This is a genomic window from Capnocytophaga sp. CM59, assembly GCF_000293175.1.
Lineage (GTDB): Bacteria > Bacteroidota > Bacteroidia > Flavobacteriales > Flavobacteriaceae > Capnocytophaga > Capnocytophaga granulosa.
The window spans coordinates 76,499-88,973 of sequence record NZ_ALNN01000004.1; the positions used below are offsets into that span (position 1 = coordinate 76,499).

Annotated in this window: 10 protein-coding genes and 1 pseudogene; 4 read left to right on the forward strand and 7 right to left on the reverse strand. The window is 41.9% G+C overall.

The window, feature by feature from the left end; translation table 11 throughout:
* Positions 1-33 precede the first annotated feature (33 nt).
* The 3 genes from msrB to HMPREF1154_RS01330 all read right to left on the reverse strand — a co-directional run bounded on the left by msrB (position 34) and on the right by HMPREF1154_RS01330 (position 3,175).
* Positions 34-1,089, reverse strand: coding sequence for a peptide-methionine (R)-S-oxide reductase MsrB (gene msrB, locus HMPREF1154_RS01320; RefSeq protein WP_157231227.1), 1,056 nt, complete (start codon positions 1,087-1,089; stop codon positions 34-36).
* A 241-nt stretch (positions 1,090-1,330) separates the two neighbouring features.
* Positions 1,331-2,131, reverse strand: a complete 801-nt coding sequence (locus HMPREF1154_RS01325) for a 5'-nucleotidase, lipoprotein e(P4) family (RefSeq protein ID WP_009640718.1) — start codon at positions 2,129-2,131, stop codon at positions 1,331-1,333.
* A gap of 222 nt (positions 2,132-2,353) precedes the next feature.
* A complete protein-coding gene (locus tag HMPREF1154_RS01330; protein ID WP_034566641.1) occupies positions 2,354-3,175 on the reverse strand; it encodes a 5'-nucleotidase, lipoprotein e(P4) family in 822 nt (273 codons plus the stop codon).
* A gap of 94 nt (positions 3,176-3,269) precedes the next feature.
* On the opposite strand from HMPREF1154_RS01330, the gene HMPREF1154_RS01335 reads away from it, so the two are divergent.
* The 3 genes from HMPREF1154_RS01335 (at position 3,270) to HMPREF1154_RS01345 (ending at position 6,096) form a co-directional block, all read left to right on the forward strand.
* Positions 3,270-3,836: a Crp/Fnr family transcriptional regulator gene (locus HMPREF1154_RS01335; protein ID WP_009640707.1), complete on the forward strand. Its 567-nt coding sequence runs from the start codon at positions 3,270-3,272 to the stop codon at positions 3,834-3,836.
* A gap of 113 nt (positions 3,837-3,949) precedes the next feature.
* Positions 3,950-5,383 (forward strand): TolC family protein, encoded by a 1,434-nt coding sequence (locus tag HMPREF1154_RS01340; protein WP_009640679.1) that lies wholly within the window; start codon positions 3,950-3,952, stop codon positions 5,381-5,383.
* A gap of 83 nt (positions 5,384-5,466) precedes the next feature.
* Positions 5,467-6,096 carry a murein L,D-transpeptidase catalytic domain-containing protein gene (locus HMPREF1154_RS01345; RefSeq protein ID WP_009640711.1) on the forward strand — a complete coding sequence of 210 codons (630 nt, stop codon included), beginning with the start codon at positions 5,467-5,469 and terminating at the stop codon, positions 6,094-6,096.
* 70 nt (positions 6,097-6,166) lie between these two features.
* On the opposite strand, the gene HMPREF1154_RS01350 is transcribed toward HMPREF1154_RS01345, so the two are convergent.
* Positions 6,167-6,439, reverse strand: a complete 273-nt coding sequence (locus tag HMPREF1154_RS01350; protein WP_009640709.1) for a DUF4291 family protein — start codon at positions 6,437-6,439, stop codon at positions 6,167-6,169.
* A gap of 41 nt (positions 6,440-6,480) precedes the next feature.
* Between HMPREF1154_RS01350 and HMPREF1154_RS01355 the strand changes: the two are divergent.
* A pseudogene (locus HMPREF1154_RS01355) lies at positions 6,481-7,827 on the forward strand (TolC family protein).
* Between the two features lie 49 nt (positions 7,828-7,876).
* On the opposite strand, the gene HMPREF1154_RS01360 reads toward HMPREF1154_RS01355, so the two are convergent.
* The 3 genes from HMPREF1154_RS01360 to HMPREF1154_RS01370 form a co-directional block, all read right to left on the reverse strand.
* Positions 7,877-9,430, reverse strand: coding sequence for a hypothetical protein (locus HMPREF1154_RS01360; protein WP_009640672.1), 1,554 nt, complete (start codon positions 9,428-9,430; stop codon positions 7,877-7,879).
* 83 nt (positions 9,431-9,513) lie between these two features.
* Complete coding sequence (locus HMPREF1154_RS01365) at positions 9,514-11,835, reverse strand: ATP-dependent helicase (protein WP_009640656.1); 2,322 nt, start codon at positions 11,833-11,835, stop codon at positions 9,514-9,516.
* A 212-nt stretch (positions 11,836-12,047) separates the two neighbouring features.
* The coding region (locus tag HMPREF1154_RS01370) for a DDE-type integrase/transposase/recombinase (protein ID WP_157231228.1) at positions 12,048-12,475 on the reverse strand (428 nt) is incomplete at its 5' end.

A 12,475-nucleotide genomic window follows, 5' to 3' on the forward strand; every position in this document is an offset into this window, starting at 1 on the left:
AATAGTGAGAAAAGGTAAATGACTTTTCATTTTTCACTGTTCACTTTTCACTAATAGTTTAAGGCTATACCCTTCTTTCTCCATCTCTTCTTTAGGGATAAAGCGTAGGGACGCACTATTGATGCAGTAGCGTAGTCCTCCCTTATCCTTTGGCCCATCGGTGAAGACGTGGCCTAAGTGGGCATTACCGAGCTTACTTCTGACCTCGGTACGGAGCATATTGTGCGACTTGTCAAGGTGTTCTTGGATAAGTTTCTTGTCAATAGGCTTGGAAAAGCTCGGCCAGCCACAACCCGATTCAAACTTGTCAGCAGAGGAGAATAGCGGCTCCCCTGTGGTGATATCTACATAGATACCCTCACGCTTTTCGTTCCAATACTCGTTACGGAAAGGTGGCTCGGTAGCACTATTTTGGGTAACCTCATACTGCATAGGAGTTAGTTCTTTCTTGAGGGTAGCCTTATCCTTGACGGTGTAGCTTGTCTTTGGGGCAGCCTTCTTAGGGTTGGCCTTGCGTGCCATCTCAAAAAGGGCAGGGGAGAGGTGGCAATAACCATGTGGGTTCTTATCCAAATAGTCTTGGTGGTAGTCCTCCGCTGCGTAGAAATTCTTTAGCGGTAGGTTTTCCACTACTATGGGTTTGCTGTATCCTTTGGCAAGGGCGGCAAGTTGTTGCCTTATGATAGGTTCGTCAGCTTTGTCCTTATAGTAAATCCCTGTACGGTACTGAGAGCCTTTGTCGTTGCCTTGTTTGTTTAGAGAGGTAGGGTCTATTGTTTTGAGGTATAGATCGATAAGAAAGGACAGAGATACCTCAGAAGGGTTATAGACAACCTTGACAGTTTCGGCAAACTGAGTGTTGCCTTGACAAACGAGTTTGTAGGTAGGGTTGGCCACATTTCCATTGGCATAGCCTACTTCGGTGGAGACAACTCCACGAATTTGTTTGAGGAAGTGCTCGGTTCCCCAGAAGCACCCTCCTGCAAAATAGATTTCTTTGGTGTTCATTTTTTTTGTTTGTGCGATTACAGCACAGGCGTATGACCCCATAAGGAGATAAGCCACTGCTAGGATTAAATATTTTTTCATGATTAACTTGATTTGCTGATAACTCAAAGAGCTAAATTGCTTTTAACGATTAATCATTTGTGGGAAGAAATCTAATACTAAGCCCTGCAAAAAGCATACCAAGATAGGCTATAAGAAGAATTTTTTTCTGTAGAACATGGATAAATAAAAAGTTAAACCAATAGGTTGCTGCTTCCCAAAAAAAGTAAAGGTTTCTTCTTATAAAAAGAAGAAACCTTCGAAGAATATAGGGATAAATGAATTACTTGGTTGGCTTTTCCTTGAGTGTTTTTAAGATTAGCTCTTTGCGTTCTTTCAGGGTGAGGGGATTTTCTCCATAGAGTGCGTTCTCCCAGTCTCCGTAAGAGGTGTTGGGAAGTACAATATACTTTGTTCCAAACTGTTTATGGTTCTTTTCTACCGCTTGACTGCGCCCCTCAGGGGTGGTAGCGTCAAAGTCTTTGTCAAAGTCTCCTAAGTTGTCTCCCAAAAAAAGTACAATATCGTAGTTCTTAGCGATATTCAGGCGGCGATTCTCTTTGCTCCTTTCCGCTGTACGGAATATCAGGTGGTCATCTCCTTGGAAAGGAAAGTGGTAGCGCTTGATATTCAGTGTGGTACCCTTGCGCTCGGACTCTTTTCGGTTGGTTACATAGAAGATTTGGACACCTTTTTGGGCTGCATATTGGAAAAATTCCACAGCACCTGCCAGCGGAGTAGCCTCGGCTTTGGTGGTCCATTCCTCCCAAGTCTTATACTCGAACTCAGTGCCATTTCTGCCACATTCCACAGCATAGTAGGAGGTGTTCATAAAGGTCTCATCTATATCCGATACGATAGCAAGGGGCTTATCCGAAGGCTTGGCCAAGGCTTCGTCCAATCTCAAGCGGGCTATGTTGTAAGCCTGATAGCACAAGGCATCATATTCGGCGGCTTGTTGTTGAAACAGTGCAGCATACAACTTGCCGTTACTTACAAAGTGCTCCTGTGCATCAGTGGTAGACTTTTGAGCATAACAAGAAACAAAGAACAAGAATAAACTGCAAAAAATATACTTTTTCATTCTTAAAAAAACGGATTTTTTTGGAGTGCAAAGGTATATATTTCTATGTAATATAATCACTAATTGAAAGTTAAAATAAAATTAAAAATCACGAAAACATAACGTTAATAGGTGTTAACAATAGCTTGTGTGATATGGACGGTATGGGCAATAAAAGTTCTATCCTTATTTTTCTATAAATAAATAAGGATAGAAGGTTCTTAGGAGAGAAAAGTAATAAAACTATTGGGCGGGTTTGTTCTTAAGTCTTTTCAAGATAGCATTCTTGCGTTCTTTTAAGGATGGATTTTTGTTGTCATAAAGAACATTTTCCCATTCACCATAGAAGGTATTAGGAAGTACAATGTATTTCTTTCCGAAATTTTGTTGGTTTTTTGCAGTCGCCTCTGCGCGTTCTGTAGTAGAATGAACATCAAAATCCTTATCAAAATCGGCTAAATTGTCTCCTAGGAATAGGACTATGTCATAGTTTTTAGCAATTTCTAGGCGGCGAGATTCTTTACTTCTTTCACCACTGCGAAAGACAAGCCGATTAGCCTCCTGAATAGGGAATCCATAAGCCTTAAGATTCTTTATGGTACCTTCCTTTTCATTAGTATAACGGTTGGTTACATAGAAAATAGCAACCCCTTTACTATCAGCATATTGGAAGAAGTCTAGAGCGCCAGCCAGTGGGGTTGCCTCACCTTTGGCCGTCCATTCTTCCCATGATTCTTTGCTATGGTCTATGCCTTTTTCGGTCATTCCTACTACATAATAAGAGGTATTGAGGAACGTTTCATCTATATCACTAATAATAGCTAAGGGTTTATCCCCTTTTTTGCTAAGGGCTTCATCTAATCGTAGGCGAGCCAAATTATAAGCCTGATAGCATAGTGCATCATACTCAGCAGCTTGCTGGTGATATAGGCAAGAGAATAGCTTCCCACTTAAGAGAAAATCATTGCTCTTTTCCTTGATACTGGAATAGGTCATTACAGCTTCTTTTCCACTGTTGCAAGCGGCAAGAAGCAGAAAGATGCCGCTATAAAATAACTTTCTCATACAAAAAAATTGAATGGCAAAGATAAGACTTTTTTTTATTTTTTTTTGAAAGGAGGATCAGTAAAAGACAAATATAAATTCGTATCTTTGCACTATGAACCTGATAGATTATATACACGAGCAAACCCAGATAGATAATCAAACGTTCGAACTCCTCGATACACTCTTTGAGCATAGGCAATACAAGAAATATAGTCTTCTGCTCAAGGAGGGAAACACTTCCAAAGAGGTGTTTTATATAGAGGAGGGTATTGTCCGCCAGTTCTATACTAAGAATAAAAAGGATATTACCCATGCTTTCCATGCGGAAAATAGTTTCTATATGTCCGTAGAGCCTATTTATTTCCATAACTCAAGTCCTTTTGGTTTGGAGGCCTTGGAAAACTGTAAAGTACGTGTGGCCGACTTCACTCAGCTAGAGGCTATTATCAATGCTCACCCTAAGCTAAGAGGCTTTATGGAGATGCTATTGGTTACTTTCCTTAAGAACTTGACCAATAGGATTTACGCCATAAAGTTCCAAACCGCTCAAGAGCGTTATGACTTCCTTTTGAAGAATTATCCCAAAATACTACTGAGAGTACCACTGGGACATGTGGCCTCTTTCTTAGGCATTACCCAACAAACCCTTAGTGTGATTCGCGCAGGCAAAGGCAACTAATTTTTAATCTATCTTAAAAACTTAGTGCTGAGAAAAGGGTGTTTTTTGGGGAAACTGTTATAATTTTGCACATGGAACTTAAATCGTATTATTTACTTTAAAACCTATTGAAAATGAAGCATATCTATACCGCTGTTTTTCTTTGCTTAAGTAGTCTTTCTTTTGCTCAATCGCTCTCTTTCCCAGAGGCTCTGGAACGTATGCGTGGAGCCAACCAGAAGCTCAAAGGCATGGAAAAGCAAGCCGAGGCCTCCCTCTATGCAGAAAAGAACTACAAGGGTTTGTACCTGCCTCAGCTAAGTCTCAATGCCAGCTATGCACACCTAAGCGAGCCACTTTCCTTGAGCTTTAATAAGTATAAAGAGCCCGCACAAGCACAATTACAGTCGCATTTGGGACAAATAGCAAACAATATCCCCGCTCCTATGCGACCTCTGTTGGCTCCTATATTTACAGGTATGGTAGGGCAACTACAGCCCCTTTTTGCCCAAGACTGGAGTTATCAGTTTCAGGAGCAAGATATTTGGAAGGTCTCTGCTGACCTTCGCTGGGTGCTCTTTGCAGGGGGAAAGGTGCGTGTAGGGAACAAAGTAAGCCAAATCAATCACGAAATAGCTAAGGTAGAAAGCCAAAAAACGGAAAATATGCTTATTTCCGAATTAGCCGAGCGCTATTTTCAACTACAACTTGCCCAACAGGCTTTGCAAGTGAGACAAAAAGCCCTACAGACAGCCGAGCAACACTATTCCAATGCTCAAAAGTTGGAGAAAAATGGTATGGTAGCTCCAGTGGAGACCATGCAGGCCAAAAAAGCCGTGACCGATGCTCAGCGTGAAGTGCTCGCTTGTCAGAAAGATATAGAACTGGCACGAACTGCCCTCTCAGGGGTGATAGGGGAGGAGGTCATGGCACTTTCTTCTCTTACTTCACCGCTCTTTGAGGTAGCACCTTTGCGCTCTTTGGACTATTACCAGGGACAGGCCAAGCAGAACTTTCCTTCTATCGTACAAGCACACCTCAAAAAAGCGCTTACCGAACAGAATGTCAAGGCACAATATGCCGCTTACCTGCCTGATGTGGCGCTCATAGGGAAGAAATATCTCTGGAGTAAGAACCTGCCCCTAACCGAACCCGACAACTGGGTAGTGGGTGTAGGGCTTCAGTGGAATATCTTCAATGGATTCTCTGATAAGAACAAAATAGCCCAAGCCAAAGCACAACGAGAAAGTGTAGAACAACTCACCGCTCAAGCCGAAAAAGATGTACAGACCTTAGTCAAGAAATATTATACTGAGATAGAGAAGCAGCGCGAACAGCTACAGAGCCTGCAAGAGAGCTTAGAGTTTGCCCGAGAATTGGTGCGAGTGCGTAACCAAGCCTTCTCCGAAGGACTGTCCTCCTCCACTGATGTGGCGGATGCTAACCTATACTTAGCCTCCATCGAGATCAAGGCTTACCAAGCCCTCTTCGAAATGGATAAGGTACTTGCCCAGCTTTTAGAGACTTGTGGGCTTAGCGGGGAATATGCTAATTATATGAAGAAGTAGAGGGCGGTTGCTATAAAAAGGGTTCGAGCTTCTTTGAAAAACTTGGTTGAGATAACACTACTAAATCAGGTATAATGATAAAAATGTTTTTACAAAGTGGAAAAGTAAAAAATAGAAACTTTTTCTTTTATTTAGGATTGTTGTTTTGTATTGCTTGTCAGCAAGGAAAACAACTAGGAGCACAAGAATTACCTAAGGATTATACTACTCAGCACTCAATTGCCTTAGCCTATTGTAAGGCTCATCAGATGAATGAAGATTTCTATTTCCTGATTGATTTGAGGTTGCATTCGGGGAAAAATCGTTTTTTCGTATATGACTTCAAGCAGAAAAAAAATCTGTACGAGAAATTAGTTACTCATGGTAGTTGTGATGTATTTTCCTCCAATCCTGACAAATTTGAAAAAGTCCAATACAGTAATCAAGTCAATAGTCATTGTTCTGCCAAAGGGAAATATAAAATAGGGAAGCGTGATTATAGCTCATGGGGGATTAAGGTAAAATATTGGTTGGAAGGGTTGGAAGACAGTAATAGCAATGCTCAGAAACGACTGATTGTATTACATTCTTGGGAGGAAGTATCCGATAGTGAGATTTATCCTCATTATAGTCCTTTAAGTTGGGGATGTCCTGCTGTTTCCAATGCTTTCATGAAGCTTTTGGATCCTCTACTTCAGCAAAGCAAGAAACCAGTATTGTTATGGATTCTTTAGATAATTAAAAAAGGAAAAATATCCTTTTCTAATTATTATGGATAAAATACTTTCGCCAGATTCAAGAATTTTACTGGATTATATACTCTTGTTCCTTAGGTAGGAGGTCTTTAGTAAAAGTTCCTTTGTCAATATGTTGCTTTATTCTTTTGACTTCCTCGGTGATATCAGTAATCTTTACAATCCATTCATTTACATATTTTTCTACAAAGGTTCCTCGGATACCAAGTTGTATAGACCTTCTACCTATTGGTTTTCCATAGATGTCTCTTTCAGGATCCCATTGACATCTTACCAATGAATTTTTGACTTCTTCTTTCCATTGTTCTTCTGTGATACCCAACTTTTGCTCAATCGCTCTCTTTCCCAGAGGCTCTGGAACGTATGCGTGGAGCCAACCAGAAGCTCAAAGGCATGGAAAAGCAAGCCGAGGCCTCCCTCTATGCAGAAAAGAACTACAAGGGTTTGTACCTGCCTCAGCTAAGTCTCAATGCCAGCTATGCACACCTAAGCGAGCCACTTTCCTTGAGCTTTAATAAGTATAAAGAGCCAGTACAGGCGCAACTACAGTCGCATTTGGGACAAATAGCAAACAATATCCCCGCTCCTATGCGACCTATGTTGGCTCCTATATTTACAGGTATGGTAGGGCAACTACAGCCCCTTTTTGCCCAAGACTGGAGTTATCAGTTTCAGGAGCAAGATATTTGGAAGGTCTCTGCTGACCTTCGCTGGGTGCTCTTTGCGGGAGGAAAGGTGCGTGTAGGGAACAAAGTAAGCCAAATCAATCACGAAATAGCTAAGGTAGAAAGCCAAAAAACGGAAAATATGCTTATTTCCGAATTGGCCGAACGCTATTTCCAACTACAACTTGCCCAACAGGCTTTGCAAGTAAGACAAAAAGCCCTACAGACAGCCGAGCAACACTATTCTAACGCTCAGAAGTTGGAGAAAAACGGTATGGTAGCTCCTATGGAGACCATGCAGGCCAAAAAAGCCGTGACCGATGCTCAGTGAGAGGTGCTCGCTTGTCAGAAAGATATAGAACTGGCACGAACTGCCCTCTCAGGGGTCATAGGGGAGGAGGTCATGGTACTTTCTTCTCTTACTTCACCGCTCTTTGAGGTAGCTCCCTTACAACGACTTGACTATTACCAAGCCCAAGCCAAGCAAAACTATCCTGCTATTGTACAAGCACATTTGAAAAAGGAGCTTACCGAGCAGAATATTAAGGCACAACAAGCTGCCTACTTACCTGATGTGGCACTTATTGGAAAAAAATACCTTTGGTCAAAGAACCTTCCCCTAACCGAACCTGACAACTGGGTAGTGGGTGTAGGCCTTCAGTGGAATATCTTCAATGGATTCTCTGATAAGAACAAAATAGCCCAAGCCAAAGCACAACGAGAAAGTGTAGAACAACTCACCGCTCAGGCTGAAAAGGATGTACAGACCTTAGTCAAGAAATATTATACTGAGATAGAGAAGCAGCGCGAACAGCTACAGAGCCTGCAAGAGAGTTTGGAGTTTGCCCGTGAATTGGTGCGGGTACGTAATCAAGCCTTCTCCGAAGGACTGTCCTCTTCCACTGATGTAGCGGATGCCAACCTATACTTAGCCTCCATCGAGATCAAGGGCTACCAAGCCCTCTTTGAAATGGATAAGGTACTCGCCCAGCTTTTAGAGACTTGCGGGCTTAGCGGGGAATATACCAATTATATGAAGAAGTAGGGGTTATATTGAGTGACTCAAAAAGGTTCAGGGGAATCAATCTTCCTAATTACTCATAAAATTCCTCAACGGTATGAGCATCTAAGTAGCCTTCTTTTTTGCCTTTTTTGAACCTATAGAAGTTGCCATAACGCTCATAGATTAACTCGTCATAGGAGGCTTCTTTCTGAGGATAGAGACCTACTTTTCCTTTCTTATAGAAAAGAAAGTAGTTATTCTCACCGATGATATTATCAAAAATAGGAACAATGAGTTCATGGGCATCGTAGTTGCCATCAGAGCGTTCTAGAGTATATCTATCTCCAATTTTAGGGATTTTGTATTCGTAAAGACCTTCTTTTTGGTTTCTTTCTACTTTGATATAGAGACTTCCTTCGTGGGTATCCAAAATAGATAGTTTGTCAGAGGGGAGCGTACCTTTAAGATAATAAGTTGCTTTCTTCTTGACTTCCTTCTTAACATTATAGCCTACTGGGTATAGGGTCTCTTCCAAGGAAAAACAATTCTTTCCTTTCAGGAGTTTGTATTCACACTCAAATCTTCCTATACTTGGTGTCCCACAAGGGCTATATGAATGGAAATCATTGGGGGAAACTTCTTCTCCTATAGGGTTATAGTAATGAATACCTTTTTCATTGAGTACTTGTAATATATCATTTCCATGAACAGGATAGGCTCCTTTTGCATCACCTAAGTTGAGTTTTTCAAGAAAAGCGTTATAGATATCCGTCTGTTTTCCATCCTTAGCAATAATAAAGTGGCGCTCTATCCTTATGGAATCATAGTTCTTTTCTAAAACAGCATCTCCTAATCTGTTTATCAGCATTTTTTTACCATCTTCGCAAGGAATGGTATGATAATAAGCGTGCAGATGAAAATTGTGAAAATTGTTACGAAGGTCGGCAGGCCTATTTTCAGGATTTTCTTCTAAAGAAGTTGAGAAGAAAAATCTATTGGAATAGGGAGAATAATAGGGATGATAATTAAGGAAACGGGTTTGATCCTTTAGGGGAACAAGCAGATGTACATCTTCGCTAGCATTCAGACCTATTAGTCCATATATTTTCTTTTGGTGCCCCATATCCAATACAAATAGGGCATAGTGTTGTATCTCCTTAATGCGCCATTTCTTTTCTGAATCATCAGGGTAGGATACGTATTTACCTAAGGACCAACTTTTCCCATATTTCAATTTTGTTATTTGTGCAGTATAGGGACTGATAAAAGAAAAAAAAACGGCTTCCTCTTCGTTCTTATATAGGTAGTATTTCTTTCCTAAGAATTCTTCCAAAGAAGCAGGATGTATATCCTCCAAGCGAATGACATTATCCTCAGTAGGGGAGTAAATGGCATCATGAGAAATCGATTCTTTTTCTTTTTTCCATGTAGGGGTGAAAGCCTTGAAAATTTCTCCTCTTTTGTATCCCTCTGCCATAGGAAATGTAAGAGATACTTCTTTGTAAGTTCCCACTTTCTTTTGGATATAGAAAGAGACAGTGCCTTTAGTCCTATTGATAAGCACTTCATCACAAGAGAGGCTTTTCTGCCCCCATGCCTGCCCTAAAGAGCATAGCATAAGTAATAATATGTATAGTTTTTTCATAAAGAGATTTTTTAGAGGTTAGTTTCATTGACAATTAACAATTAACCATTGACAATTAACAATTAACAATTAACCATTGACAATTACCCAATGACTTTAAATTTGGCAAACCTCAGTATCAGTGTTTTCTCTCCACCATTTTCGAATCGTACTTTGGCCTTGCGGTCAGCACCACTACCTTCTACATCTATAACTACTCCTTTGCCAAAGCGTTCATGTAGGAGGGTGTTGCCTACTGCTACATTGGGGATATCACCTGTGGCTACAGCTTTGGCCTGTTCTGGTTTTTGTAGGCGGAGCTTCTTGAGTTGCTCTTCGTTGGGCTTCTTATAGGCAGGAGGAGGGCTGTTGGTAGGCTTCTGCTGGCGTAGTTTGCTCTTATCCACAGGGGCAAAAGCATCTATATTGATAAGCGGGCGGTAGCGATAGCTATCCTTGGGGGTGAGGTACTCCAAGTAGCGCTCGTCAATCTCCTCAATAAAGCGGCTGGGTTCGGCATCCATGAGCTTGCCCCAGCGGTAACGACTTTCGGTATAGGTCAGATAGGCCTGCTTTTCAGCACGGGTAAGTGCCACATAGAAAAGGCGACGTTCCTCTTCCATTTCAGTACGGGTATTTTGGCTCAGTGCCGAAGGGAAAAGATCTTCCTCCATACCCACGATAAAGACATACGGGAACTCCAAGCCCTTAGCCAAGTGTATGGTCATAAGAGATACGCGATTATCGTCCTCCACTTCCTTGTCAAGGTCGGTAGCCAAGGCCACATCCTGCAAGAATTCGGCCAAGGAGCCAGTGGCTTCTTCTATTTCTTTTTGTCCCTCCACGAAATCACGAATACCGTTGAGAAGTTCCTCTATATTCTGTAGACGCTCAATTCCTTCGGGGGTACCATCTTTCTTGAACTCATTGAGGATACCGGTACGCTTGGCAATATGCTCTGCCAGAGTAAAAGCATCATGTGTTTCTACCATGATACGGAAACTCTGAATCATATGGGCAAACTCCAGCAAGCGCATACGGGTAGGCCCATTGATTTTAAGGCCATAGTCCATCAGGTCTAACTGCTTGATAATGGTAAAGATAGGTAGCTTAAACTCATTGGCACAGAGGGTAAGTCGCTCCATAGTTGTATCACCTATCCCACGAGCGGGGAAGTTGATGATACGATGGAGGGCTTCCTCGTCATTTTCGTTGATAGCCAAGCGGAAATAGGCCAAGAGGTCTTTGATTTCCTTACGCTGGTAGAAGGACAGCCCCCCATAGATGCGGTAGGGAATATCCCGCTTACGCAAGGCATCTTCTATAGCACGGGATTGCATATTGGTACGATAGAGCACTGCAAAATCACCATAGGAAAGCTGGTGCTGCATGGCCTCTTCAAAGATGGTTCCTGCTACAAAGCGCCCTTCATCGGCATCGGTAGGGCTGCGGTGAACCTTGATAAGGGTGCCACTTTCGTTAGCTGTCCATACTACCTTTTCCAAGCGGGCTTTGTTGTGCTCAATCACATTGTTGGCAGCCTCTACGATATTGCGGGTAGAGCGGTAGTTCTGTTCCAATCGGTAGACACCTACATTGCGATAGTCCTTTTGGAAGTTGAAGATATTGTCAATATTCGCCCCACGGAAAGCGTAGATACTCTGGGCATCATCTCCCACTACACAGATGTTTTGAAACCTATCGGCTAAGGCACGGACAATCAGGTACTGGGAATGGTTTGTATCCTGATACTCATCTACCAAGATATAGCGGAATCGGTGTTGGTATTTGGCCAATACTTCAGGGAACACATTCAGCAGCTCATTGGTACGCAGTAGTAGGTCGTCAAAGTCCATAGCCCCAGCCTTGAAACAACGATCTACATAATTGCGATAGATGTCCCCCAAGCGTGGGTGCTTGGCCATCGCATCGGCCTCCTGCAGTTCAGGGTTCTCATAGTAGGCCTTTACAGTAATGAGGTTGTTCTTATAGGAGGAGATACGCGAGGCGATTTGCTTATATTTATAGACGTCCTTATCCAGTCCCATCTCCTTGATAATAGCCGAGATGAGTCGGTGCGAATCCTGTTGGTCATAGATGGTAAAATCCCTCGGAAAGCCCAATTTGCTAGCTTCTTCCCTAAGGATACGCGCAAAAACAGAGTGGAAGGTACCCATCCACAAGTTACGTGCTTCACTGGGTCCCACGATACGCCCGATACGCTCCTTCATCTCCCGTGCAGCCTTGTTGGTAAAGGTCAGCGCTAAGATGTTGAAGGGGTCTACGCCCTGCTGCATAAGGTAAGCGATACGGTAGGTTAGCACACGTGTCTTCCCAGAGCCTGCGCCAGCGATGACCATCACAGGCCCGTCCTTATGTACCACAGGCGCCCGCTGCGCCTCATTAAGTTCGTCTAAGTAGTTCAAATTTTAGTTGTTAGTTGTTAGTGATTAGTGGTTAGTTGTTAGTTGTTAGTGATTAGTAGTTAGTGTCATGTCCTAAAATTAGTTGACACTTTTAGTTATTTGTTTAACATCATTTTTATCAAGTCACACTTTATGTAACTTCAGGAATAACTTTAGTTCTGTAATCATATATAAGCATGGCTTTTATCTTTAATAGCCTATAATATCTATGTTTATGCTACTTGATTAAAGAAAATACTATCTGGTGTCTTCAACTCTAATGACCAGTGTAGGCGCTCTTGGTTATAAGTCTCTATAGCCGAACGAACAGCTCTTTCAGCTAATTGTTCGTCATTAAATGTCCTATCTAAGAGAAATTCAGCTTTCAATATCCCATTTACACGCTCTGCACAAGCATTTTCATAACAATGATCCTTCTCTGTCATACTGATATCTATCTTTTCTTTCTGCAATAGTTGGACATATTCTTTACAACAATACTGAATACCTCTATCAGAATGATGTATCAAAGGAATAGTTCTATCCCTATGCTTTAAGGCCTTTTTCAGAGCTTTTATACCTCCTTCTATAGAAAGACTATTACTTAGAGAATATCCCATTATTCTCCTTGAAAATAAGTCTGTTACCAAAAATAAGTACC